Source organism: Nocardioides sp. NPDC101246, from assembly GCF_044767415.1.
Lineage (GTDB): Bacteria > Actinomycetota > Actinomycetes > Propionibacteriales > Nocardioidaceae > Nocardioides.
This window is the reverse complement of record NZ_JBIWNX010000006.1, coordinates 1-23,024: the sequence shown is the minus strand read 5'-3', so window position 1 is coordinate 23,024 and position 23,024 is coordinate 1. Positions and strand designations below refer to the sequence as shown.

Sequence of the window (23,024 nt, the reverse complement as noted above, 5' to 3'; positions counted from 1 at the left end):
TCCTCACCCACCGGTCTCGTCGTCGCGCGCTCTCGCGGCGAGCAGCCGGTGCGTACCGTCGCACCAGGGCTTGATCGCGGACCCACCGCACAGACACACCGCGCTCACCGGGCGGACCGTGCGGTGGATCTTCCCGTCCGGGTCCAGGATCTCGTGCTTCCCGCGCAGCAGCATCGGTCCGCCCGGGCACAGCACGACCGTGGGGTGCTCGAAGTCCGTCATGAGGCACCCCACCGGGTGAGCATCGTCCGGGCGTAGCGAGCCTCCAGGTCGAGGCAGGTGAACGCACCGAGGAAGACCTCGTCGCGCTCGTTCGGCTCCTCCTCCATGAAGGCGCCGCACACGTCGCGCACAGCGACCTGGTCGTGGACGGAGTCGGCCTCGACATGCTCGTCGTAGTAGGCGGCCAGCTCGTCCGGGAAGTCCAGGCGGCGCAGTCCCTGGGCGAGCTGCCGCGACGGCACCGAGCTCGTCGACTCGAACGCGGCGAAGGAGCCGAGCGCCGCTCCGCGGAGCCGGCGATGGAGTCCGAACAGCGACAGCGCGTTGTTCATCTCGAGGATCTCGACCGGTGCCTCGTCGACGTAGCAGGCGTGGTCGGTACGCAGCCCGGCTGCTTCGATGCCCCGGCGGAAGAGATGGTGATGCAGCCGGTTCGGGTCGCCGTCGCCGTACTCGTCGAAGAGGATCTCCATCAGCGCGGCCTTGGGGCGGGTGTCGAGCCTGGGGAGGACCCAGCTGGTCGGGTCGGCCTCCTTGAGGTGGTAGAGCGAGCGATGCTTGAGGATCTCGAGCACCTGCTCCCGGTCGGCCCGGCGCTGGACGAACCGTGCCAGCGACGGGCCGTCGTCACGGGCGACCAGCCCGGGCAGGTCCAGCTCGCGATCCTCCTGGAGACCGCTGCGTGCCCAGCGCCGGCGCAGCTCGTCCTCGAACGACCTCTCCAAGCAGCGCCGCAGACGCAGCAGGTCCGCGTCCCACTCGAGGTCGGGATCGATCCCGTCGAAGCCCCGGTAGTTGAGCTCGTAGAGCGCCCACAGAGCGATCTGGGCGTCCTCGGTCGACTCCGGATCCGGCTCCAGATCGGCGGTGGCGCCACTCTGCAGGGCGGTGAACACAGCAGCACTCAAGGTGCCACGCGACTTCGGCAGCATCTCGGCCCGCCTTTCCCTCAGATCGTCCAGTACCCGCCGGCCGGGGCGGACATGCTCGGCTCCGGTTCCCGGGCGAGGTGCACGAGCACTCCTTCACCCGGCGAGTCCCGCACCTCCTCGATCGTCAGGTCGCTGTCCTCGACCAGCTTCGGCAGGCGATCGGCCTGCCCTGTCGTGCCCAGCTGGAGGATGGCCGAGCCGTCGGAGGAGAGGTGCTGGGCGGTCGTGGCCAGGCACCTCTCGGCGACCAGCATCCCGTCGGCGCCGCCGTCGATGGCCGTCCGTGGGTCCTCGGGATACCGCTCGACCTGGGCCGTGGGCACCCATGGCGGGTCCGCGATCACCAGGCAGAAACGCTCGTCCGGGTCCAGTGCGTGCTCCATGCTGCCCTGGCGTACCTCGACCAGGTGAGCCAGCCCGGCGCGCTCTGCGTTGGCCCGGGCGAACGCGCAGGCGACCGGATCGGCGTCGACGCACACCAGGGAGCGGCCGGTCAGCGCGGCGGCGAGCAGACCGATCTGGCCGGCGCCGGAGCACAGCTCCAGCATCGGCCCGTCCGGCAGGTCCGCCGACAGTTTGACCGCCCACGCGGACTGACGCACGGTCCAGGTACGCGGCGTGAGCACGCGATCGTCGAAGTCGATGTCGAGATGACCGAATCGGATCATGACAGCAGATGCCTCCTGTTCAGGGTGGGACTTCAGGTGAGCTCGGCCAGCCGGACCACGGCCCGGTCCAGACGACCCTCCTCGTCGTGGATCCTGCGCTGGGTCGTGGAGCCGGTGCCGCTGGTGAAGATCCGGCCGATGCCCTTCTCGACGCGCACCAGGTCTCCGGTGTCACGCAACGCCGGGCCGACGTGTTCGAGCAGGTGTTCCACCACCTTGCGAGCAGGCCTCGGGCGATGGGTCCGCGGGTCGAGCAGGTCGCCGGTGATCCCGTGCCGTCCGGCCTGCCACATGGCGAGCCGGAGCACGGCCACCGACACCGGGTCGGGCGGCAGGTCCTCGGCCCACTCCCGGGCCCCGGTCGCGACCAGCGCCCGCGTCAGCGCGGCGACGAGGACGGCGTCGCGGGGATCGAGACAGACGTCGGCGACCCGGACCTCGAGCGTGGGGTACTTGCGGGACGGACGGGCGTCGAAGTACGCCATGCCCTCGTCGAGCGGCACCCCGGTGTCGACGAGCAGGCGCAGGTGGTCGGCGTACGCCTGGCCGCTGCCGAAGATGTCGGTCGGACCGTTCGTCGGCCACCTGGTCATCGCCTGGGACCGGTAGCTCGCGTAGCCCGAGTCGCCGCCCTGCCAGAAGGGCGAGTTGGCGCTCACCGCGAGCAGCACCGGCAGCCAGGAGCGGATCCGGTCGAGGGCCCCGACGGCCTCGTCGTCGGAATCGACCGAGACGTGCACATGGCAGCCGCAGGTGAGCTGCTCGCTGGCGGTCAGCCCGAACTGCTCGGTGATCGCCGCATAGCGTTCGTCGTCGAACGTCTGGGGCCAGACCGGCAACGGGGTCGTGCCGCTGGCCAGGATCAGCGCACCGGCCTCGGTCGCGGCCGCACGTGCCTTGTCGCGCCACCGCCTCAGGTCCTGCTCGAGGAGCCCGAGGTACTCCTCGGCCGGAGTGTCGGTCTCGACCTGCTGCTCCTGCAGCTCAGGACCCACCGAGCCACCGGCCTCGCCGGGTTCGACCTCGGTGTCTCCGCGCCGACGGGCCACCCGCAGCACCTCGCTGGCCACCGATCGCGGCGCGCCGGTCTCGGCGTCGACGAGGAGGAGCTCCTCCTCGACGCCGACTGTCCTGACCTCGTGATGGGTACTGCTCGACAAGTGGCTCTTCACTGCTTGCACCTGCCTCTGGAAGGAGCAGTTCGACGATGTGTCGCCTGTTCGGATACGTGACCGAGTCCCCGTGCGCCGTAGCCGATCTGCTCGGGCCGGAGGGCCTGGACGCGTTCACCTCGCTCAGCGCCGTGCACTCCGACGGCTGGGGGATGTCCTGGCACACGCCCGAGGGCACCTGCACGACGAACTCCCCGCGTTCCGCTGACATCGACGAGACCTATCGACGGCTCGTCGAGGCACCGCTCTCTCATGCCGGATTCGTGCACCTTCGCTGGGCGACCGGTGGCCTCGACGTACGTCCGGAGAACACCCACCCGTTCCTGACCGACGGCGCCGCGTTCGCACACAACGGCCACATCTCCCCGATCGCGGATCTCGAGGCGCTGCTGACCCCGAAGTCGCGTACGCGGCTGCGCGGTGACACCGACAGTGAGCGCTACTTCCACTTCGTGCACCAGAACGTCGAGAAGTACGGCGACGAGGCGGAGGGCGTCACCCGGGCGCTGGCCACGCTGGTCCGGAAGTTCCCGCGATGCAGCCTGAACGCGCTGATGCTCACCCGGACGCACATGTTCGCGATCCACATCAACTCGCGTGCCGACTCGCCCCTGCGCGCCCTGCGCGAGCTCTTCGACGACGAGGGCGACATCCCGCCTCGACACACCACCGAGTACTTCGCGATGGACTACCGCCGGTCCGAGCACGGCCTCGAGATCGTCTCCAGCGGTCTGGGGCAGCCCGGCTGGACCCCGGTTCCCGCCGACACCGCGGTGATGGTCGACCTGGCCACCCGCGAGGTCACTCGGCTGGATCCGATCGCTCAGCTCGGCGCCGACGCGACGCGGGCCCGCGATTGACGGCGGGGCGGCGCCGGCCTGCTGTGGGGTGGGTTCGGCCATGCCGAGAGGGGTACCCGATCCGCAGCACTTTCATTCCGAACCGCCCGCGGACGACCGCTGAGATTCCCAGCCAGTCCGTGCCTTTCTCACAGGAAGCCCACAGCGGGCGAGCGGACTCTTGAGGCATCAACCGCCTCAAGGAGGACCCGATGTCCCGCTCCCGCCGTCTTCGTCATTCTCTTCTCGCCGTCGCGGCGATCCCGCTCGTCGCGATCCCGATCGCCACCCCGGCCCTCGCGGTGGCCGCGGTCGGCGCGACCAGGACGTACGCAGCCGAGTCCGGCCCCGGGTACGGGTACGGCTTCGGCGGTTCCGTCGAGAGCTACGGCGGAGCCTATGGCGGCGGGGCCGTGGACCCCAACCGCCAGAGGCTCGGCACCTCGACCGCGACCGTCGACTCCGAGCCCGCGAGCCAGGCCGAGTCGACCGGCGTCGTGTTGATCAACACCACGGTCGGCTACGGCTCCGGGCAGGGTGCGGGCACGGGACTCACGATCACCGGTGACGGGATCGTGGTGACCAACCACCACGTCGTCGAGGGCGCCACCTCGATCACCGTGACCGACCCGAGCACCGGGGAGACGTACGCCGCGACGGTCCTCGGCTACGACGACGTCCATGACGTCGCGGTGCTGCAGCTCGAGGACGCCTCGGGGCTCTCGACGGTCGCGACCGACCGGGACGCCGCGACCCAGGGCGAGGAGGTCACCGCGGTCGGCAACGCCGAGGGCCAGGGCTCGCTCTCGGCCGCCGACGGCACGGTCACCGACCCCAGCACCGCGATCACCGTCAACAACGAGGACGGCACCGCCTCCGACCTCAGCGACCTGATCCAGACCGACGCCGATGTCGTCTCGGGCGACTCCGGCGGCGCGCTGCTCGACGAGGACGGCGAGGTCATCGGGATGAACGTCGCCGCGACCTCGGGTTCGGCCGAGATCTCGGGCTACGCGATCCCGATCGACACCGTGCTCGACATCGCCGCCCAGATCCTGGCAGGGGAGGAGTCCGGCGACGTCGAGATCGGCGGCTCGGCCGCCGCGCTCGGGGTACAGGTCGACACGACCAGGTCGACGCTGGTCGTCGGTGTCGTCGAGGACGGCGCCGCCGAGGCCGCCGGGGTCACCGCGGGCAGCACGATCACCTCGGTCGGCGGGAACGCCGTGGCCGGCATCGACGACATCACCTCGGTGCTCGGCGACCACGAGCCCGGCGAGGAGATCTCGCTCAGCTGGACCGATCCCGCCGGCGAGGCCCACACCACCACCGTGACGCTCGGCGAGGGCCCGGTCGCCTGACTGTCAGGGCGTCGGGTCGTCGTCCGAGCGCCCGCTCGCCTCGTCGGAGATCGGACGCTCCGCCCTGATCGGGATCGCACCGGTGTAGCCCTCGCGATCGCGGGCGATCTGCTGGACGCGGTCGCGTACGAGCCGCCAGCCGATCATCAGTGCCGGGATGATGACGACCAGGGTCGCGACCGTCCAGGTGCCGATCGGGTAGTCGAAGCCCATCAGGACCAGCACGGTCGCAAGGAACACGAGGGTGGCGTAGCCGGTCCACGGCGATCCCCACAGCCGGAAGTCGGGCCGGTACATCAAGCCCTTCTTCCAGCGCCGGTAGAGCTGGATCTGGCAGATCACGATGGTCGCCCAGGACGCGATGATGCCGAGCGCCGACATGTTCAGCACGATCTCGAACGCCTGGCCCGGCACGATCGCGTTGAGGCCCACGCCGAGGAGCGTGATGCAGCCGGTGAGCAGGATCCCGCCGTACGGAACGCCGTTCCTCGACATCCGTCCGGTGAAGGTCGGGGCGCTCCCGCTCATCGCCATGGACCGCAGGATGCGGCCGGTCGAGTAGAGGCCGGCGTTGAGCGAGGAGAGCGCGGCGGTCAGCACCACGAGGTTCATGATGGTGCCGGAGTTCGCGATCCCGAGCTGGTCGAAGAACGTCACGAACGGGCTCTCGTCCGCCCGGTAGGTCGTGTAGGGCAGCAGCAGCGCGAGCAGCACCAGCGAGCCCACGTAGAACACCGCGATGCGGGCGATGACGGAGTTGATCGCCCGGGGCATGATCTTCGCCGGCTCGGCGGTCTCGCCGGCCGCGGTGCCGACGAGCTCGACCGCTGCGTACGCGAAGACGACGCCGGAGATGACGATGACGAGCGGGAGCACGCCGACCGGGAAGAGCCCGCCGTTGTCGATCACCATCCCGATCCCGGTCTCCTGGCCGTTGAGCTCCTTGCCTCCGGCGAGCACGATCGTCCCGAGCACGAGGAAGCCCAGCAGCGCGACCACCTTGATGAGCGCCGCCCAGAACTCCAGCTCGCCGAAGAGCTTGACCGAGATCAGGTTCATCGAGAGCACGACCGCGAGCGCGATCAGCGCGATCACCCACTGCGGGACGACCTCGAAGGCGCCCCAGAAGTGCATGTACGTCGCGATCGCGGTGACGTCGACGATGGAGGTCATCGCCCAGTTCAGGAAGTACATCCAGCCGGCGGCGAACGCGGCCGGCTCACCGAGGAACTCCCGGGCGTAGGAGACGAACGAGCCCGATGACGGTCGGTGCAGCACGAGCTCGCCGAGCGCCCGCAGGATGAGGAAGACGAACACCCCGCAGAAGGCGTAGACGAGGAACAGGCCCGGCCCGGCCTCGTGGAGGCGGCCGCCCGCGCCCAGGAAGAGCCCGGTGCCGATGGCGCCGCCGATCGCGATCATCTGCAGCTGCCGTGGGCTGAGGCTCTTGTGGTAGCCCTCGTCCTCGTCGGTCAGGCCGCTGACCGGCCCGCTGGTCTGGTCCTCGGTGTCGGTCATCGGCTCGCTCCCGGTCCGGAGTGCGGTGGCTCGGGCACGTCCTTGAACAGCAGCCACCCGCCGACCACGGCGACGACCGCCGCCACGGCGTAGCCGATCAGCGACCACCAGCCGAGGTGCAGGTACGCCGTCACCCCGACGATCGCCAATGCGAGGAACACCATCGTCATGCCGATGATCGGCGTCCGTGGCCTGTATGGATCCCGTGCCAATGCGATCACCTCACCTGCAGGGCCCCCGATGGCCCCGCTCCGGGGCCCATTAGAGCGCATCGAGAGCGTTCTCGCGGTGACCGGACGTCGCCCGGCGTTTCCGTTCCGTCGAAGGGCAAATAACAGTAAGGTCGCCTTACAGTTAATCCCCATGAAGGAGCGTTCGATGCGTAGCTCGAGGATCCGCACCATCCGCACCACACTCACGGCGACCGCCGCTCTGGCTCTCGTCCTGGTCGCACCGCTGGCCGCGCCGGCCGCCGTGCCCGGCCCCGACGCCGGCGGCGCGGCGACCCGCGCAGGAGAGGTCGAGGCGGCAGCCCTGACCTGGTCCGACGAGTTCGACGGGCCGGCCGGCAGCGCCCCGAACGGCGCCAACTGGAACTTCGAGACCGGAGGCGGGGGCTGGGGCAACAACGAGCTGCAGACCTACACCAGCTCCCGCGACAATTCCGCGCTCGACGGCAACGGCAACCTGGTCATCACCGCCCGCCAGAGCGGGGGCGGCTACACCTCGGCTCGGCTCACCACCAAGGGCAAGGTCCAGCCGAAGTTCGGTCGCCTGGAGGCGCGGATCCAGATCCCGCGCGGCCAGGGGATCTGGCCGGCGTTCTGGATGCTGGGCGGCCAGTTCGACAACGTCGGCTGGCCCGCCTCCGGCGAGATCGACATCATGGAGAACGTCGGTTACGAGCCCCACCTGGTCCACGGCACCCTGCACGGCCCGGGCTACTCCGGCGGCAACGGCATCACCGGTCAGTACATGCACCCGCAGGGCTGGTCCTTCGCCGACACCTTCCACACCTTCGCGGTCGACTGGCAGCCCGGCTCGATCACCTGGTCCGTCGACGGGGTCGCCTACCAGACCTTCACCACCGCCAACACCGGCGGCAACCCCTGGGTCTTCGACCAGCCGTTCTTCTTCATCCTCAACGTCGCGGTCGGCGGCAACTGGCCCGGCAACCCCGACGGCACGACCCAGTTCCCGCAGAGCATGGTCGTGGACTACGTACGCGTCTACGACTCGCAGCTCTGAGCGATCCGGATCCGGTCAGGCGCCGGACCAGTTCAGCGACAGCACGGCCTGCTCCTCGGAGGCGTCGACGACCTTCGCGGTCATGCCCTTGAGGTAGTAGGCCTTGCTGTCGCCGACCGGAAGGATCGTGGCCATCCCGCCGGTGCTGGAGGCGTCCGCGGCGGAGAGCGTCAACCCGACGCCGTCCTCGCTCAGGTCGGTGACGGTGAGCAGCTCCCAGCCGCTCGTGCCCACGCCCGGGGTGCCCTCCCATCCCAGGTCCGGGTCCAGGTCGATCTCGGCGCCCTTCTCGACGAGCACCTCGCAGATGGCGTCGAAGCACTCCTCGTACGCCGTCCCGTCCGCGGCGCTCAGGCCGCCGCCCGTGGGGTTGCTCGGGGTGTCGCGGTCGCCGCCACCTCCGCACGCGCCGACCAGCAGGGCAAGGGTGACGATCGTTGATGTGATGCCGAGTCTCTTCACGGGTCCTCCGTCCGGGGCCCAAGCGTAACGGTCCGCCGTCACAGCGGGCCGAGGAAGCGGATGACGACGCCGTCGTCGTGGTGCACCCGGGCGCGTACGCCGTAGACCTCGCTGATGAGGTCCTCGGTGAGCACCTGCGCGGGGGGACCGCCGGCCACGACGCGGCCCTGGGAGAGCACGAAGACCTGGTCGCAGTAGGTGGCGGCGAGGTTGAGGTCGTGGAGCGCGACCAGGCAGGTCGTGGGCATCCGGCGGACCAGCGCGAGCAGGGCCAGCTGGTGGCGTACGTCGAGGTGGTTCGTCGGCTCGTCCAGGAGCAGGATCTCGGGCTCCTGGGCGAGCGCCCGGGCGATCTGCGTACGCTGCCGCTCGCCGCCCGACAGGGTCGAGAAGCGCTGGTCGAGGCGGTCGGCGATCCCGGCGTGGGTGGCCGCCTCCGCGATGGCGGCGCGGTCACGGGCGCAGTCGGGTGCCCACGCCGGGCGGTGGGGGACCCGGCCGAGCGCGACGACGTCGCGTACGCGCAGGTCCTGGCTGGTCGCCGGCTCCTGCTCGACGACCGCGAGCCGGCGTGCCAGCCGGCGCCGCGACATGCCGGCGAGCGGGCTGCCGTCGAGCAGCACGTCCCCGGAGTCCGCGGGCCGCAGCCCTGCCAGGATGCGGATCAGCGAGGACTTCCCGGACCCGTTGGGCCCGAGCAGCCCGACGGTGACGCCGTCCTCGACCTGGAGGGTCACGTCGTCGACGACGAGACGTCCCCGCGGAGCCCACCGGACCCGCCCGGCCTCGAGCGCCGTCATCGGGCCACCTCCGTAGCGCAAGCGCCAGAATACGGATGCGGCCCGATGAAACGCTGACAGCTCGCTCGCTGGCGCTCGCTCATCGGCGGGCCCTCATCAGCACCAGCGCGAAGGCGGGCACCCCGACCAGCGCGGTCGCCACCCCGACCGGAAGCTCCTCGGGGTCGATCACCGTCCGGGCAGCGGTGTCGACCCAGATCAGGAAGATCGCGCCGAGCAGCGCGGTCGCCGGCAGCAGCAGCCGGTGTCCAGGGCCGACCAGTGCGCGAGCCAGGTGCGGCAGCACCAGCCCGACGAAGCCGATCGCGCCCGAGGTGGACACGATGACGGCCGTCATCAGCGCCGTCAGCACCAGGAGCACCGCCCGGATGCGGCCGACGTCGACCCCGAGGGAGGCCGCCGCGTCGTTGCCGAAGGCGAACGCGTCCAGCCAGCCGGCGCCCGCGACGCAGCAGAGCAGGCCACCGAGCACGATCACCCCGCAGACGAGTACGTCGGTCCAGCTCGCCGAGGAGAGCGACCCCAGCAGCCAGAACAGCACCCCGCGCGTCTGCTCGGCGTCGGCCGCGGTGAACACGATGAACGAGGTGAGCGCCGAGAAGAGCTGGGTGGCGGCGATCCCGGCCAGGACGAGCCGGTCGGTGGTGCCCCCGGCGAGCGAGGCCAGCAGCAGCACGAGCGCGAACGAGACGAGCGCTCCCGCGAACGCCCCGGTGGAGAGCCCGATCGTGCCCGCCCCGACGCCCAGCACGACGATCGAGACCGCACCGGTCGAGGCCCCCGAGGAGATGCCGAGCACGAACGGGTCGGCGAGCGGGTTGCGCAGCAGCGACTGCAGGATCACCCCGCAGATCGCCAGTCCCGCTCCGCAGATCCCCGCCAGCAACGTACGTGGCAGCCGCAGGTCCCACACGATGCTCTGCTGGAGCAAGGTGAGGTCGGAGGAGCCGAGGCCGGCCCGGTCGGCGACCACGCCGTAGACGTCGGCGACGCTCAGGTCGGAGGGCCCCACGGTGATCGCCCCCGCGACCGACGCCAGCACCACCAGGGGAGCCAGGATCAGCACCACGCCCGCCACGCCGATCGCCGAGGCGTCGCCAGCGTCGGCCGAGGCGGCGCGTACGTCGGCCGAGTGGTCGCCCGCGTCGCCCGAGATGGCGCGTACGTCGCCCGAGTGGTCGCCCGCGTCGCCCGAGGCGTCGCCCGCGTCGGCCGAGACGTCACCCGCGTCGCCCGAGCCGTCACCCGCGTCGCCCGAGCCGTCACGGCCGCGCCAAGTCGGCCGACCGGGCTGACGCTTCGGCCGACCGGAGTGACGGCTCGGCTGGATGGGGTTGCGTGTGTGCGATGTCATAGGCCGAGGGCGGCGAGCTGCTCGGCGACGTTCTCGACGGCGTAGACGGTGCGGATCGACGGGTTGAGCTCGGCGCCGGAGAGAGTCACGAAGCGGTCGTTCTTCACCGCCTCCATCTGCGCGGTGACCGGGTTGGCCTTCAGGTAGTCGATCTTCGCGCGGGCGGTCTCGGCGGTCTGGCTCTTGCGGGTCAGGTCGCCGAGGACGATGACGTCGGGGTTGCGCTCGGCGACGGTCTCCCAGTTGATCTGCGGCCACTCGTCGGTGGTGTCGTCGAAGACGTTCTCCACGCCGAGGGTGCGGCCGATGATCCCGGGGCCGCCGCAGCAGCCGGCGAGGTAGGGCGACTCGGAGTTGGCGAACCAGTACATCGCGCTGACGTCGTGGTCCGGCGCCTCGGTCCGGGCCGTCTCCAGTCGCCGGGACAGGTCGGCGACGAGCTCCTCGCCCCGCTCGGGGACACCGAAGATCCGCGCCAGGTCGGTGATCTCGCCGAAGATCGTCTCGATCTCGAGGGCGCCGTGGCGGGTGCCGTCGTCGTCGCCCTCGTTGTCCTTGAGGCACTCGGCGGGGGAGAGGTAGGAGCCCACGCCGAGCTTCTCCAGGTCCTCGGGTGTGGTCACCCCGCCCTCGCCCAGCGTGCTGGCGAAGGAGGCCGTGACGAAGTCCGGCTCGGCCTCCAGGACGCGCTCGTAGGAGGGCGCGTTCTCGGCCAGCCGGGGTACGTCCTCGTTGGCCGCGGCCAGCGAGTCGAGCACCGGGTCGGTCCAGGTCGCGGAGCCGGCGATCCGATCGGCCAGGCCGAGCGAGAGCAGGATCTCGGTGGAGCCCTGGTTGAGCGAGACGACGCGCTCGGGCGGTGCCTCGAGGGTGATCTCGCGGCCGCAGTTGGTCAGGGTGACCGGGAAGCCGGCGGCGCCCGCGGCCTGCTGCGTGTCGGAGGGCTGGTCGGAGGCGCAGCCGGCCAGCGTCGAGCCGAGCACCAGGACGGTGCTCGCGGTGAGAGTTCGGATGGTGCGGGAGGGGTGCACGTCGGTCCTCGAGCGGGTCGCGGGCTGGTGCGCGTCGCCCGTGCTGACCGGCAGCGGTGTGCTGCAGGGCCAGCAGGTCTTCGGACTCGGGATCGACCGGCGCGAGACGCCTTCCCAGGCCCGAGGGCCCAGTGGCACAGTGTCCCGTCCGTCACCCACACCGCTGCGCGTCAGTCCCGGACTCTCACCGGGTTCCCGTGCCGGGACTGCGTCCCGAGCGGCTGGCCAGATGACCGTAGCAGGCGGGCCCTCAGCGCTCGCGATGGGCGCTGAGCCCGTCCTCCCCGGGTGCGACCGAGTCGTGGAGCCTGATCGTGTGGTCGTAGTGCTCCTCGGCCATCGGCAGGTAGTCGATCCGCGGCTCCGTCATCACGCCCTCGAGACGTACGCTCAGGTCGGCCTCGATCCGTGCCATGACCTGCGGGTTCATGGTGTCGGCGTCGGTGATCAGGTGCGGCCGCAACGGGTCCATCCCGGTGTACCAGAACGTGCCGTGCAGCAGCGGCCACAAGACGTCCTCGATGTCGCCGCTGATCCCACGCGGGCCGAGGGTCGCGGCCCGGTCCCCGGCGGTGACGACGGTCAGCGCGCGCTTGCCGACCAGGCCGCCCTTGCCGTACTTGAGCGGCTTGCCGGTCTCCGGATCCGGTACGTCGAAGGCGAACCCCGACTCGAAGACCCGGTCGATCCAGCCCTTGAGGATGGCGGGCACCGAATACCACCACAGCGGGAACTGCACGACCAGCAGATCGGCCTCCCGCAACCGGTCCTGGTGGTGGCGTACGTCAGCCTCTCCCCGCTCCACCAGAAGTGGATTGAAACCTTCTCGATAGAGGTCGATCTCGTCGACGCTCCAACCGGCCGCGCCGAGCGCGTTCATGCCGACCTCGCGCAGCCGTCCGTTGAGTGATGCCGCGTGCGGATGTGCCCATACCCAGAGTGCGTGCATAGGGCTCTGAACGCCGTCTGACGCGGTGGGATTCCCGCCTGGATACGCACCGGCGCCGACACGGTCTGATGACAAAGTCCGGATCTCGCTCAAATTAGCGGCCTCAGAGTGTTGACGTATGTGATTGCCATCACTAGCGTAAACCAGGCTTGAAACCTTTCAATTCGAGGAGCTGCCCATGCCGGACACACCCGCCGCACTGGAGCTGCGGGACGTGGCCAAGTCGTTCGGCCCCGTACGCGCCCTCCGGTCCGGAAGCCTCCGGGTCGAGGCCGGATCCATCCACGCGCTCGTGGGGGAGAACGGAGCCGGGAAGTCGACCCTGGTCAAGATCGTCGCCGGGCTCTATCGCCGCGACGCCGGCGACTACCTGCTCTCCGGGGAGCAGGTCGACTTCCGCAACACCGCCGACGCCAAGCAGGCCGGGGTCGCGGTCATCTACCAGGAGCCGACCCTCTTCCCCGACCTCTCCGTCACCGAGAACATCTTCATGGGTCGCCAGCCGACCAACCGCTGGGGCAGGATCGACCGCGCCGCGATGCGCACCGAGGTCGTCGAGCTCTTCGCCAGGCTCGGCGTCCCGATCGAGCCCGACCGGCCGACCGAAGGCCTCTCCATCGCCGACCAGCAGCTGATCGAGATCGCCAAGGCGCTCTCGCTCGACGCCAGGGTCCTGATCATGGACGAGCCGACCGCTGCCCTCTCGGGCAACGAGGTCGACCGGCTGATGACCGTGGCGCGCACGCTGCGCGACCAGGGCTGTGCCGTCGTCTTCATCTCGCACCGCTTCGACGAGGTCTTCGCGCTGTGCGACACGATCACGGTGATGCGCGACGGCGCCTACATCTCCACCGACGCCATCGCCGAGGTCACCGAGGACGAGATCGTCCAGCGGCTGGTCGGACGCGAGGTCTCCGACCTCTACCCCAAGCTCGAGGCCACGGTCGGCAAGCCCCTGCTCGAGGTCAAGGGCCTCACCCGCACCGGCCTGTTCCAGGACATCAGCCTGACCGTCCGCGAAGGTGAGATCGTCGGTCTGGCGGGCCTCGTCGGTGCCGGGCGCAGCGAGGTCGCGCAGGCGATCTTCGGCGTCGACCCCTACGAGAGCGGCGAGGTCACCCTCGACGGACGCCCGGTGCCGCCGGGTGACCCGAGGCGGGCGATCGAGATGGGCCTGGCGTTCGTCCCCGAGGACCGCCGCCAGCACGGTCTCGTCCTGGACGCACCGATCTCGCGCAACATCACCCTGCCGACCAGCGGACGGCTCGCCCGCACCGGGCTGATCAACAGCGCCATCGAGAACCGCTCGGCCGCCGACTGGGCCGCCCGGCTCGAGGTCAAGGCCGCGACGCTCGACACCCTTGCCGGCACCCTCTCGGGCGGCAACCAGCAGAAGGTCGTCCTGGCCAAGTGGCTCTCCACCCGGCCGAAGGTGCTGATCATCGACGAGCCCACGCGGGGCATCGATGTCGGCACCAAGTCCGAGGTCCACCGGCTGCTCTCGACCCTGGCCCAGGAGGGTCTCGGGATCCTGATGATCTCCTCCGAGCTCCCCGAGGTGCTCGGCATGGCCGACCGGGTGATCGTCCTCAGCGAGGGCCACCAGACGGCCGAGCTGAGCCGTGAGGAGGCGACCCCCGAGGCCGTCATGCGCGCGGCGACGGCCCACCACTCCACCACCCTGAACGTCAGCGAGGCATCATGACCACCACGCTCGACGCGCCCGCCCCGGCCGCGCCGCAGCCACGCCATCGAGCAGCCAACCGGCTGACCTGGCTTCTCAAGCAGCGCGAGACCGGCATCGCCGTCGCCTTCGTCCTCCTGCTCGTGGTGACCACTGCGGTCAACCCGAACTTCCTGTTCAGCACGGACGGCTGGCGCGACCTCACCCTGACCCCCGCGATCCTCGTCTGCCTGGCGGTCGGCCAGGCGATGGTGATCATCACCCGCAACGTCGACCTCAGCGTCGGCTCGACCCTCGGGCTGACGGCCTACCTCGCCGGACGGCTCTTCCTCGACACCGGCCTCCCGGTGATCGTGGTCGTCCTGATCGCGGTCGCCGCCGGCGCGGTGCTCGGGCTGATCAACGGGGCGCTGGTCGCCTTCGCCAAGGTGCCGGCGCTGGTCATCACCCTCGGCACGCTCTACGTCTACCGCGGGATCATGCTCGAGTGGGCCGGCAGCGACCGGATCAACGCCTCGGACATCCCGCCCGGGCTGCTCGACTTCGGCACCGGATCGTTCCTGTTCATCCCCAACCTCGCCTGGATCTCGTTCGCGCTGCTGGCCGTCGTGATCTACCTGATGCGCTCCACGCGCGTCGGCCGCGAGTTCTACGCGATCGGCTCCGACCCCGACGCCGCCACCCTCTACGGGCTGCGCGACAAGCGCCGGGTCCTGCAGGCGTTCGCCACCTCGGGTGCGCTCGCCGGCCTCGCCGGGATCCTGTACGTCTCCCGCTACGGCACCATCAGCTCCGGCGTCGGCCAGGGCATCGAGCTCGAGGCCGTCGGCGCCGCGGTCGTCGGTGGTGTGGCCATCTTCGGTGGCAGCGGCACCGTTCTCGGGGCGGCGCTGGGGGCGTACCTCCTCGTCACCATCAACCGGGCGCTCCCGATCCTCGGCATCCCCGACTTCTGGCAGCAGGCCGTCGTCGGCGCGCTGATCATCGGCGCGATCGTCCTGGACCGCTACTTCGCCCGCCGTCAGCACGACAAGCTCCTCGCGGAGAGGGAAGAATCATGAGCCTCCTTGCCGAGAAGGCACCCGCCCGGACGTACGCAGCCCACGCCAGGCCGTGGTGGCAGCGCACCCTGATGACCAGGGACACGGCGATCATCGCCCTGCTCGTGGTGGTGTGGACGTACGCCTCGATCGCGATCCTCAACTTCTCCGACCCGATCACGGTCTACTTCCTGGTCCTCGACATCGCGCCGATCCTGCTCATCGCGCTGCCGATGACGCTGATCATCATCACCGGCGAGATCGACCTGTCGGTGGCCAGCGTCGTCGGGCTCTCCAGCGTCCTGTTCGGGGTGCTGCACCGCGAGGGCCTGCCGATGGTCGCCGCGATGGTGCTCGCCCTGCTCGCCTGCGCGGTCGCGGGAGCGCTCAACGGCGTGCTCGTCACCCGCTACGGGCTGCCGTCGCTGGCCGTCACCATCGGCACCATGGCGCTCTTCCGCGGCATCGCGGTCGGAGCGCTCGGCACCACCGCGATCACCGACTGGCCCGACTCCTGGCAAGACCTCGTCCAGGCCCGGATCGGCGACTCCCAGATCCCGCTGATGACGATCCCGCTGGTCGTACTGATCCTGATCTTCGCCGTGGTCCTGCACTTCACCCCCTTCGGGCGCGGCATCTTCGCGGCCGGTCTCAGCAAGGACGCGGCCCGCTTCTCCGGCGTCAACGTCGACCGTACGAAGCTGATCCTGTTCACGCTCAGCGGGCTGGTCTCGGGGCTGGCGGGCATCTACTTCACGCTGCGCTACGGCAGCGCGCGGGGCGACAACGCCACCGGGATGGAGCTCCAGGTCATCGCGGCGGTGCTGCTCGGCGGGGTGTCCATCTTCGGTGGCCGCGGGGCGATCCCCGGCGTCATCGCCGGCGTCGTCCTGATCGGGACGATCGGCAGCGCGCTCCGCCTCGACGGGCTCAGCGCCAACCTCATCCAGATCATCACCGGCCTGCTTCTCATCGCAGCAGTCATCGCGGCCAGCGTTCTCGGCTGGACCGGTCGCATCGTCGGCACCTATCGCCGGCAACAGAGCTCGGACGAACCATCCTCTAAGAACTCAAAGAAATCGGAGTGAGAGACATGACCAGCAAGTTCCGACGCGCAGGCAGTGCCGTCGCCATCGTTGCGGCCCTCGGCCTCGCCCTGTCCGCCTGTGGTGGCGGGAGCGACAGTGGCAGCGATGGAGAGGGTGGCGGCGACACCAGCAGCATCACCTTCATCCCGAAGAACCTCGGCAACCCCTACTTCGACGCCTCCGACACCGGCGGCCAGAAGGCCGCCGAGGAGATCGGGACCACGTGGAAGCAGGTCGGCCCGACCGAGTCGACCCCCGACTCCCAGGTCAGCTTCATCAACACCGCGACCCAGCAGCGCGCCGGCGCGCTCGTGGTCTCGGCCAACGACCCGACCGCCATCGGCGACGCCCTCGAGGAGGCCCGCAACGCCGGGACCAAGGTCGTCACGATGGACTCCGACACCGAGCCACAGTTCCGCGACGTCTTCGTCAGCCAGGCCGACGCCGCCGGCATCGCCAAGAGCCAGGTCGACCTGATCGCCGAGCAGATCGGCGACGCGGGCGAGATCGCGATCCTCTCCGCGGCGGCCAACGCCACCAACCAGAACGAGTGGATCAAGCTGATGGAGGAGGAGCTGGCTGCCAACCACCCCGACATCAAGCTCGTCGACACCGTCTACGGCAACGACGACGATCAGACCTCCTTCGATAAGACCGCGGGTCTGCTGCAGTCCCACCCGAACCTCAAGGGCATCATCAGCCCGACCACGGTCGGCGTCGCCGCTGCCGCGCGCTACCTGTCCGACTCGGAGTACAAGGGCAAGGTCGCGCTGACCGGCCTCGGCACCCCGAACCAGATGCGGGAGTACATCAAGGACGGCACCGTGAAGTCCTTCGCGCTGTGGGACCCCGAGCAGCTCGGCTACCTCTCCGCGTACGCCGCCGACGCGCTCGCGTCCGGTGACATCGAGGGCAAGGAGGGCGACAAGTTCGAGGCCGGTGACCTGGGCGAGTACACCGTCGGTGCCGACGGCGTCATCGTCCTCGGTGAGCCGACCGTCTTCGACGAGTCGAACATCGACGACTTCGACTTCTGAGCCTGTGACCCTGCGACGGAGTCGCAGGGTCACAACGCGAAGAGATCGAGCGACGGGCGGGTCGAGATCTACGCCTGTGTTACCCGAGTTCGCCGCCGAGCTGCGAGAGCAGCTCGGCGGCGTTCGTCATGCAACGCGCGGGGTCGGGCTCGAGGTCGAGGAGCGCGCGTACGCCGGCGGCGCCCGCCTCCACGGCCTCGGCGGGGGAGAGGGTGGTGCGGCCACAGACCACGGTGGCGGGGATCCCGGCCTCCCGGGCCGCCTGGAGCACGCCCATCGGGGCCTTTCCGGACAGGGTCTGGTGGTCGAAGGAGCCCTCACCGGTGACGATCAGATCGGCGCCCGCGAGCGCCTCGGCGAATCCCACGAGGCCCAGCAGCAGCTCGACGCCGCGCTCGACCCGTCCGCCGAGCACCGCGAGGGCGGCGAACCCGACGCCGCCGGCCGCGCCGGCGCCGGGCGCCTCGACGATCTCGGCATGGTCGCGTCCGGTCGCCTCGGCGACCGTGACCGCGTACGTCACCAGGGCCGCCTCGAGCCGCTCCTGGTCCGCGGCGCCGGCGCCCTTCTGCGCGGAGAAGGTGGCGACCGCACCGCGGGGGCCGAGCAGCGGGTTGTCGACGTCGCAGGCGACCACGATCTCGGTCTCCCGCAGACGAGGATCGAGGCCGGAGAGATCGATCCTCGAGAGGCTTCCGAGCGATCCGCCGCCCTCCGGGACCTCGGCCCCGGAGGCGTCGAGGAGCCGTGCGCCGAGGGCGCGCAGCATCCCTGAGCCGCCGTCGTTGCTGGCGCTGCCGCCGAGGCCGAGAACGACCGTGCGGGCACCACTGTCGATGGCGGCGAGCACGGCCTCACCGAGACCTCGCGAGGACGCGGTCAGCGGTGCGAGCCGGCCTCCGGGCAGCCGCAGCAGCCCACAGGTGTCGGCGAGCTCGACGACCGCCAGGTCGCCGCGTACCGCGTAGTGCGCCGCGACCGGCTCGAGCGTCGGGCCGGCGACGGTGACCGGCACCAGGGAGAAACCGGCGCCGGCCAGTGCCGCCACGGTGCCGTCGCCGCCGTCGGCGATCGGCACGATGCGTACCTCCGTCTCGGGGTTCGCCGCGAGGATCCCGGCGGCCACCGCCTCGTCGACCTCGCGCGCGGTCAGGGAGCCCTTGAACTTGTCGCAGGCGACCACGACGACCGGATGGCCCTGAGGTTGGCGGGCCATCACAGGTGGGGGAGGACGAGGTCGCGGTAGCGCTGCGCCATGGTGGCGAGCACCTCGTCGGGGTCGCTGGCCCAGACCGCCTCGTTGAAGATCTCGACCTCGACGTCGCCGGTGTAGCCGGTCGCGGAGACCATCCGCGTGACCGACGCGAAGTCGATGACCCCGTCGCCCATCATCCCGCGCGCCAGCAGCGCGTCGGCGGGGATCGGCAGGTTGAAGTCGCAGACCTGGTACCCCGCGATCCGGCCCTCCGCGCCGGCCCGCTCGATCTGGGTCGCGATGTCGGGGTCCCAGAAGACGTGGAACGTGTCCACGACGACCGCGACCGCGTCGACCGGGTGCGGCGCGGCCAGGTCGAGCGCCTGCCCGAGGGTCGAGAGAACCGCCCGGTCGGCGACGTACATCGGGTGCAGCGCCTCCAGGACCAGCTTCACGCCGTGGTCGCGGGCGTACGGGGCCAGCTCGGCGAGCCGCTCGGCGACCCGCTCGCGGGCACCGGCCAGGTCCACGTCGCCCTCGGGGAGGCCACCGACGACCATCACCAGCGCGTCGGTGCCCAGCGTCGCGGCCTCGTCGACGGCCCGCTTGTTGTCCTCGAGCGCGCCGGCGATCCCGGCCTCGTCGGACGCCGTCAGGAAGCCACCGCGGCAGAGTGAGGAGACGCGCAGGCCGGCGTCGCGTACGAGCTTGGCGGCCTTCTCCAGCCCGGCCTCGTGCACGCGGTCGCGCCACAGTCCGAGGGCGGGGATGCCGGCCCGAGCCGCTCCGTCGACGGCCTCGGCGAGGGTCCAGGAGTTGGTGGTCTTGGTGTTGAGCGAGAGCCGCTCCAGCCCGGCGGTGTCGGTCACTGGTCCACTCCTTGCACGGTGAGGAAGGCGCGCATGCGTGCGGCCGCGAGGTCGGGGCTGGTGAGCAGGCCGGCCGCGTCGGCCAGCCGGAACACCTCGGCCAGGTGGGGCACCGAGCGTCCGGCGTGCAGGCCGCCGGCCATGGAGAAGCCGGGCTGGTGGCCGTTGACCCAGGAGAGGAACGCGATCCCGGTCTTGTAGTAGTAGGTCGGCGCCTCGAAGATCTTCCGGCCGAGCGCCTGGGTGCTCTCCAGCAGCGCGCGGGCCTCGGCCGGGTCTCCCCGGTCGAGTGCCTGCAGCGCGGCCGAGGCCGCCGGATAGATCGCGGCGAAGATGCCGAGCAGCGCGTGCGAGAACTCGCCCTCGCCGGTGCCCTCACCGACGATCAGCTCGGGATAGTTGAAGTCGTCCCCCGTGTAGAGACGTACGCCTTCGGGCAGCGCCCGGCGCAGCCCGACCTCGTGCTCGGCGTCGAGGAGCGAGACCTTGACCCCGTCGACCTTGCCGGGACGGGCCCGGATGACGTCGAGGAAGGTCTCCGTCGCCTCTGCGACCGAGGAGGAGCCCCAGTAGCCCGCCAGCGCCGGGTCGAACATGTCGCCCAGCCAGTGCAGGATCACCGGGCTCTCGGCCTCGTCGAGGAGGGTCGCGTAGACCTCGGCGTAGTCGTCGGCATCGCGGGCGACCCGGGCGAGCGCGCGCGAGGCCATCACGATCGTGGTCGCGCCGGTGTCGGCGACGACCTTCATCTGCTCGCGGTAGGCGTCGATGACGGTCGCCAGGCCCTGTCGGCCCTCGGGGACGGCGTCGAGGGCGAGCTGGTCGGTGCCGGCGCCGCAGGCGATCGACCCGCCCACGGTGGCCGCCTCGGCGGCCGAGCGGCGGATCAGCTCGGCCGCGGCGGTCCAGTCGACCCCCATGCCGCGCTGGGCGGTGTCCATCGCCTCGGCGACGCCGAGACCGTAGGACCACAGCTCGTGGCGGTAGGCCAGGGTGCGGTCCCAGTCGATGTCCGCGGGGGCGCCGGGCACGTTCTCGGCGAGCGTGCGGGGGATGACGTGGGCGGCGGCGTACGCGGTGCGGGAGGTGAACGGCGCACTCGGCTTCGTCCACTCCCGGGGGCCCGCGAGCAGGTAGAGCTCGGTGCCGCCGTCGGGCAGCGGGAGGCGTACGGACGTCACAGCTGGATCTCTCCGAGCTCGACCCGGCGGCCCTCGGCGGAGGAGGTGAGGCCGGCCTCGGCGAGCCGGACGCCGCGGACGCCCGCCATGAAGTCGTAGGGGTGGTCGCCGTCGCCCTCGACGTAGCGGATGAACTGCTCCCACTGCGCCTTGAAGCCGTTGTCGAAGGGCTGGTTGTCGGGGACCTCGGTCCACAGGTCCCGGAACTGGATCGACTCGACCAGGTCGGGGTTCCAGACCGGCTTCGGGGTCAGGTTGCGGTCCTGGGTGACGCAGTGGTGCAGGCCGGCGACCGCGGAGCCGTGGGTGCCGTCGACGTGGAACTCGACCAGCTCGCCGCGGTTGACCCGGGTCGCCCAGGAGGAGTTGATCTGGGCGATGATCCCGCCCTCGAGCTCGAAGATGCCGTAGGCGGAGTCGTCGGCGGTCGCCTCGTAGCGCGCGCCCTTCTCGTCCCAGCGCTCGGGGATGTGGGTGACGACCTTCGCGGTGACGGCCTCGACCTTGCCGAAGAGGTTCTCCAGGACGTAGTTCCAGTGGGGGAACATGTCGGTGGTCATGCCGCCGCCGTCCTCCTTGCGGTAGTTCCAGCTCGGCCGCTGGGCGGGCTGCAGGTCGCCCTCGAAGACCCAGTAGCCGAACTCGCCGCGCACGCTCAGGATGCGGCCGAAGAACCCGGACTCGACGAGCCGCTTCAGCTTGAGCAGGCCCGGCAGGTAGAGCTTGTCGTGGACGACGCCGCTCTTCACCCCCGCGTCGGCCGCCAGGCGGGCCAGGCGCAGCGAGCCCTCGACGTCGTCGGCGATCGGCTTCTCGGTGTAGACGTGCTTGCCGGCCGCGACCGCCTTGGTGATGGCGACCTCGCGGACGTTGGTCAGCTGCGAGTCGAAGTAGACGGTGTCCTCGGCGTCGCCGAGGGCCTCGTCGAGGTCGGTGGTCCAACGGTCCAGGCCATGCTCCTTGGCGATGTCCTGGAGCTTCTCGGCATTGCGTCCGACCAGGATCGGGTCGGGCAGGATCCGGGTGCCGTCGGAGAGCTCGACACCGCCCTGCTCCTGGATCGCCAGGATGCTGCGCACCAGGTGCTGGCGGTAGCCCATGCGTCCGGTGACGCCGTTCATGATGATGCCGAGCCGTCGTGTGACCATGTGATCGTTCCTCGTCTGCTGGAGAGCGATGGGGGAAAGCGCTTTCCAGTACGGTAGGACAGATGTGACGCCCGTCGCAAGAGGGCGTTCCGTGATGCCGGACGAAGGAGGCCTTTGGGGGCCTGTCAGGGCCTGTCTGGGACCGTCAGGAACGCGGGGGAGTGCTCTCCCGCAGGACGACCTCACCGTGGACGGACCGCTTGCGGAGCTCCGCCGACGGCTTGCCGAGCACGAGCTCGAGCGCGAGTCGACCGATGTCGGCCAGGGGGAGGCGTACGGTGGTCAGCCCCGGCGTCACGTCGCGCAGCGTGGCGATGTCGTCGAAGCCGGCGACGGCCAGGTCGGGTCCGACCTCGACGCCGGCCTGCCGGCAGGCGGCCAGGGCGCCGACCGCCATCAGGTCGTTGACCGCGAAGACGCAGTCCACCGCGGCGCCGTCGTCTTGGCCCTCCTCGAGCAGCCGGGTCATCGCCCGGCGGCCACCGTCGCGGCTGAACTCGTCGGAGACGTACGCCGGCTCCGAGCCGGTCGCCTCCAGCCACCCCTCAGCGAAGCCGGCGTGCCGTTCGGCCGAGACCAGCAGGTCCTCGGGGCCGGTGAGCACCGCGGCGCGGCGGTAGCCGAGGCCGACCAGCCGCTCGGCCAGCGCCTTGGCGCCGCCGTGGTTGTCGATCACGACGGTGTCGACCGGCAGGCGCGGCTGGCTGATCGCGGCCGCCCGGCCGCCGCCGTCCAGGTAGGACGTCAGCAGGTCGGCGACCTCGCTGGTGTGGCGTACGTCGGCCGTGTCGCTTCCCGCCATCACGATCGCCCGGCTGCGCTGGCGCCGCAGCGCGGCCAGGAACTTCTGCTCACGTTCGGGCTGGCCGCCGGTGTTGCACAGCATCACCAGCAGGCCGTGCTTCTCGGCCTCGTCGGCCAGGCCGCCGGCGATGGTGGAGAAGTAGGGGTCGGAGATGTCCTTCACCAGCAGCCCTACCGTCTCGGTCGAGCCGCGCGCCATCGCCTGGGCGTTGGCGTTGGGCATGTAGCCGAGCTTGTTCGCCGCCGCCAGGACCTTCTCCTGCAGCTCGGGGCGCACCACCCGGTCGCTCCCGTTCAGCGCGCGCGACGCGGTGGCCAGCGAGACCCCTGCCTCACGGGCGACATCGCTCAGCGTCGCTGCGCGTTCTCCGGCCAACTGACTCTCCTTCGGCTTCCGCCTCAGGAGCCTAAGGCATCCACCG

The 23,024-nt window shown here is 70.6% G+C and carries 23 protein-coding genes and 1 riboswitch; of the genes, 7 read left to right on the top strand and 16 right to left on the bottom strand.

All coding sequences use genetic code 11. The features are described from left to right. Positions 1 to 3 precede the first annotated feature (3 nt). Genes ACIRON_RS12260 through ACIRON_RS12245 form a run of 4 tightly spaced genes read right to left on the bottom strand, consistent with a single transcriptional unit; the run spans position 4 to position 2,994 of the window. On the bottom strand, positions 4 to 222 hold the full coding sequence (locus ACIRON_RS12260; RefSeq protein ID WP_402992579.1) for a CDGSH iron-sulfur domain-containing protein: 219 nt from the start codon (positions 220 to 222) through the stop codon (positions 4 to 6). Further along, positions 219 to 1,154 carry an iron-containing redox enzyme family protein gene (locus tag ACIRON_RS12255; RefSeq protein WP_402992578.1) on the bottom strand — a complete coding sequence of 312 codons (936 nt, stop codon included), beginning with the start codon at positions 1,152 to 1,154 and terminating at the stop codon, positions 219 to 221. The genes ACIRON_RS12260 and ACIRON_RS12255 overlap by 4 nt, the downstream gene beginning before the upstream one ends. A gap of 17 nt (positions 1,155 to 1,171) precedes the next feature. Then, complete coding sequence (locus tag ACIRON_RS12250; RefSeq protein ID WP_402992577.1) at positions 1,172 to 1,822, bottom strand: methyltransferase; 651 nt, start codon at positions 1,820 to 1,822, stop codon at positions 1,172 to 1,174. 32 nt (positions 1,823 to 1,854) lie between these two features. Further along, positions 1,855 to 2,994, bottom strand: a complete 1,140-nt coding sequence (locus tag ACIRON_RS12245) for a glutamate--cysteine ligase (RefSeq protein ID WP_402992576.1) — start codon at positions 2,992 to 2,994, stop codon at positions 1,855 to 1,857. A 35-nt stretch (positions 2,995 to 3,029) separates the two neighbouring features. Here ACIRON_RS12245 and ACIRON_RS12240 point away from each other — a divergent pair, with 35 nt between their 5' ends. After that, entirely contained in the window at positions 3,030 to 3,854 is an 825-nt protein-coding gene (locus tag ACIRON_RS12240) for a class II glutamine amidotransferase (RefSeq protein ID WP_402992575.1), read from the top strand. Between the two features lie 191 nt (positions 3,855 to 4,045). Further along, positions 4,046 to 5,194, top strand: a complete 1,149-nt coding sequence (locus ACIRON_RS12235; RefSeq protein ID WP_402992574.1) for a S1C family serine protease — start codon at positions 4,046 to 4,048, stop codon at positions 5,192 to 5,194. Positions 5,195 to 5,197: 3 nt separating this feature from the next. On the opposite strand, the gene ACIRON_RS12230 is transcribed toward ACIRON_RS12235, so the two are convergent. Both ACIRON_RS12230 and ACIRON_RS12225 read right to left on the bottom strand, forming a co-directional pair. Further along, entirely contained in the window at positions 5,198 to 6,712 is a 1,515-nt protein-coding gene (locus ACIRON_RS12230; RefSeq protein WP_402992573.1) for an amino acid permease, read from the bottom strand. Continuing rightward, positions 6,709 to 6,882, bottom strand: a complete 174-nt coding sequence (locus ACIRON_RS12225) for a hypothetical protein (protein ID WP_091048707.1) — start codon at positions 6,880 to 6,882, stop codon at positions 6,709 to 6,711. Before ACIRON_RS12225 ends, ACIRON_RS12230 begins: the two co-directional genes overlap by 4 nt. A 208-nt stretch (positions 6,883 to 7,090) precedes the next feature. Between ACIRON_RS12225 and ACIRON_RS12220 the strand changes: the two genes are divergently transcribed. Next, on the top strand, positions 7,091 to 7,960 hold the full coding sequence (locus ACIRON_RS12220; protein ID WP_091048708.1) for a family 16 glycosylhydrolase: 870 nt from the start codon (positions 7,091 to 7,093) through the stop codon (positions 7,958 to 7,960). 15 nt (positions 7,961 to 7,975) lie between these two features. On the opposite strand, the gene ACIRON_RS12215 is transcribed toward ACIRON_RS12220, so the two are convergent. From ACIRON_RS12215 to ACIRON_RS12195, 5 genes are all read right to left on the bottom strand, one after another. Continuing rightward, entirely contained in the window at positions 7,976 to 8,422 is a 447-nt protein-coding gene (locus ACIRON_RS12215) for a hypothetical protein (protein ID WP_402992572.1), read from the bottom strand. 38 nt (positions 8,423 to 8,460) lie between these two features. Further along, entirely contained in the window at positions 8,461 to 9,222 is a 762-nt protein-coding gene (locus tag ACIRON_RS12210) for an ABC transporter ATP-binding protein (RefSeq protein ID WP_402992571.1), read from the bottom strand. A 79-nt stretch (positions 9,223 to 9,301) separates the two neighbouring features. After that, a complete protein-coding gene (locus ACIRON_RS12205; protein ID WP_402992570.1) occupies positions 9,302 to 10,576 on the bottom strand; it encodes a FecCD family ABC transporter permease in 1,275 nt (424 codons plus the stop codon). After that, positions 10,573 to 11,607: an ABC transporter substrate-binding protein gene (locus ACIRON_RS12200; RefSeq protein ID WP_402992569.1), complete on the bottom strand. Its 1,035-nt coding sequence runs from the start codon at positions 11,605 to 11,607 to the stop codon at positions 10,573 to 10,575. Before ACIRON_RS12200 ends, ACIRON_RS12205 begins: the two co-directional genes overlap by 4 nt. A 53-nt stretch (positions 11,608 to 11,660) precedes the next feature. Next, a riboswitch (cobalamin riboswitch) is annotated at positions 11,661 to 11,848 on the bottom strand. A 9-nt stretch (positions 11,849 to 11,857) separates the two neighbouring features. Then, entirely contained in the window at positions 11,858 to 12,556 is a 699-nt protein-coding gene (locus ACIRON_RS12195) for an NAD(P)H-dependent oxidoreductase (protein ID WP_402992568.1), read from the bottom strand. 178 nt (positions 12,557 to 12,734) lie between these two features. On the opposite strand from ACIRON_RS12195, the gene ACIRON_RS12190 reads away from it, so the two are divergent. From ACIRON_RS12190 to rhaS, 4 genes are read left to right on the top strand one after another with little or no spacing between them, the layout of a single operon-like run. Further along, entirely contained in the window at positions 12,735 to 14,261 is a 1,527-nt protein-coding gene (locus ACIRON_RS12190; protein ID WP_402992567.1) for a sugar ABC transporter ATP-binding protein, read from the top strand. Continuing rightward, entirely contained in the window at positions 14,258 to 15,301 is a 1,044-nt protein-coding gene (locus tag ACIRON_RS12185; protein ID WP_402992566.1) for an ABC transporter permease, read from the top strand. The genes ACIRON_RS12190 and ACIRON_RS12185 overlap by 4 nt, the downstream gene beginning before the upstream one ends. After that, a complete protein-coding gene (locus ACIRON_RS12180; RefSeq protein ID WP_402992565.1) occupies positions 15,298 to 16,368 on the top strand; it encodes an ABC transporter permease in 1,071 nt (356 codons plus the stop codon). The genes ACIRON_RS12185 and ACIRON_RS12180 overlap by 4 nt, the downstream gene beginning before the upstream one ends. A gap of 5 nt (positions 16,369 to 16,373) precedes the next feature. Continuing rightward, complete coding sequence (gene rhaS, locus ACIRON_RS12175) at positions 16,374 to 17,405, top strand: rhamnose ABC transporter substrate-binding protein (RefSeq protein WP_402992564.1); 1,032 nt, start codon at positions 16,374 to 16,376, stop codon at positions 17,403 to 17,405. 79 nt (positions 17,406 to 17,484) lie between these two features. Here rhaS and ACIRON_RS12170 read toward each other — a convergent pair whose 3' ends face one another. The 5 genes from ACIRON_RS12170 to ACIRON_RS12150 form a co-directional block, all read right to left on the bottom strand. After that, positions 17,485 to 18,621: a glycerate kinase gene (locus tag ACIRON_RS12170; RefSeq protein ID WP_402992563.1), complete on the bottom strand. Its 1,137-nt coding sequence runs from the start codon at positions 18,619 to 18,621 to the stop codon at positions 17,485 to 17,487. Continuing rightward, the gene (locus ACIRON_RS12165; RefSeq protein WP_402992562.1) at positions 18,621 to 19,469 is read right to left on the bottom strand and encodes a sugar phosphate isomerase/epimerase family protein; all 849 of its coding nucleotides are present in this window, start codon (positions 19,467 to 19,469) and stop codon (positions 18,621 to 18,623) included. The genes ACIRON_RS12170 and ACIRON_RS12165 overlap by 1 nt, the downstream gene beginning before the upstream one ends. Continuing rightward, the gene (locus tag ACIRON_RS12160) at positions 19,466 to 20,650 is read right to left on the bottom strand and encodes a dihydrodipicolinate synthase family protein (protein WP_402992561.1); all 1,185 of its coding nucleotides are present in this window, start codon (positions 20,648 to 20,650) and stop codon (positions 19,466 to 19,468) included. Before ACIRON_RS12160 ends, ACIRON_RS12165 begins: the two co-directional genes overlap by 4 nt. Beyond that, positions 20,647 to 21,798, bottom strand: a complete 1,152-nt coding sequence (locus tag ACIRON_RS12155) for a Gfo/Idh/MocA family protein (protein ID WP_402992560.1) — start codon at positions 21,796 to 21,798, stop codon at positions 20,647 to 20,649. Before ACIRON_RS12155 ends, ACIRON_RS12160 begins: the two co-directional genes overlap by 4 nt. Before the next feature lie 145 nt (positions 21,799 to 21,943). Continuing rightward, entirely contained in the window at positions 21,944 to 22,978 is a 1,035-nt protein-coding gene (locus tag ACIRON_RS12150) for a LacI family DNA-binding transcriptional regulator (protein WP_402992559.1), read from the bottom strand. Positions 22,979 to 23,024: the final 46 nt, after the last annotated feature.

Bases quoted from the DNA above. Each gene is read 5' to 3' on its own strand.
- ACIRON_RS12260 (WP_402992579.1), bottom strand. From the start codon at position 222: ATGACGGACTTCGAGCACCCCACGGTCGTGCTGTGCCCGGGCGGACCG.
- ACIRON_RS12255 (WP_402992578.1), bottom strand. From the start codon at position 1,154: ATGCTGCCGAAGTCGCGTGGCACCTTGAGTGCTGCTGTGTTCACCGCC.
- ACIRON_RS12250 (WP_402992577.1), bottom strand. From the start codon at position 1,822: ATGATCCGATTCGGTCATCTCGACATCGACTTCGACGATCGCGTGCTC.
- ACIRON_RS12240 (WP_402992575.1), top strand. From the start codon at position 3,030: ATGTGTCGCCTGTTCGGATACGTGACCGAGTCCCCGTGCGCCGTAGCC.
- ACIRON_RS12235 (WP_402992574.1), top strand. From the start codon at position 4,046: ATGTCCCGCTCCCGCCGTCTTCGTCATTCTCTTCTCGCCGTCGCGGCG.
- ACIRON_RS12230 (WP_402992573.1), bottom strand. From the start codon at position 6,712: ATGACCGACACCGAGGACCAGACCAGCGGGCCGGTCAGCGGCCTGACC.
- ACIRON_RS12225 (WP_091048707.1), bottom strand. From the start codon at position 6,882: ATGACGATGGTGTTCCTCGCATTGGCGATCGTCGGGGTGACGGCGTAC.
- ACIRON_RS12220 (WP_091048708.1), top strand. From the start codon at position 7,091: ATGCGTAGCTCGAGGATCCGCACCATCCGCACCACACTCACGGCGACC.
- ACIRON_RS12210 (WP_402992571.1), bottom strand. From the start codon at position 9,222: ATGACGGCGCTCGAGGCCGGGCGGGTCCGGTGGGCTCCGCGGGGACGT.
- ACIRON_RS12205 (WP_402992570.1), bottom strand. From the start codon at position 10,576: ATGACATCGCACACACGCAACCCCATCCAGCCGAGCCGTCACTCCGGT.
- ACIRON_RS12195 (WP_402992568.1), bottom strand. From the start codon at position 12,556: ATGCACGCACTCTGGGTATGGGCACATCCGCACGCGGCATCACTCAAC.
- ACIRON_RS12190 (WP_402992567.1), top strand. From the start codon at position 12,735: ATGCCGGACACACCCGCCGCACTGGAGCTGCGGGACGTGGCCAAGTCG.
- ACIRON_RS12185 (WP_402992566.1), top strand. From the start codon at position 14,258: ATGACCACCACGCTCGACGCGCCCGCCCCGGCCGCGCCGCAGCCACGC.
- ACIRON_RS12180 (WP_402992565.1), top strand. From the start codon at position 15,298: ATGAGCCTCCTTGCCGAGAAGGCACCCGCCCGGACGTACGCAGCCCAC.
- rhaS (WP_402992564.1), top strand. From the start codon at position 16,374: ATGACCAGCAAGTTCCGACGCGCAGGCAGTGCCGTCGCCATCGTTGCG.
- ACIRON_RS12170 (WP_402992563.1), bottom strand. From the start codon at position 18,621: ATGGCCCGCCAACCTCAGGGCCATCCGGTCGTCGTGGTCGCCTGCGAC.
- ACIRON_RS12155 (WP_402992560.1), bottom strand. From the start codon at position 21,798: ATGGTCACACGACGGCTCGGCATCATCATGAACGGCGTCACCGGACGC.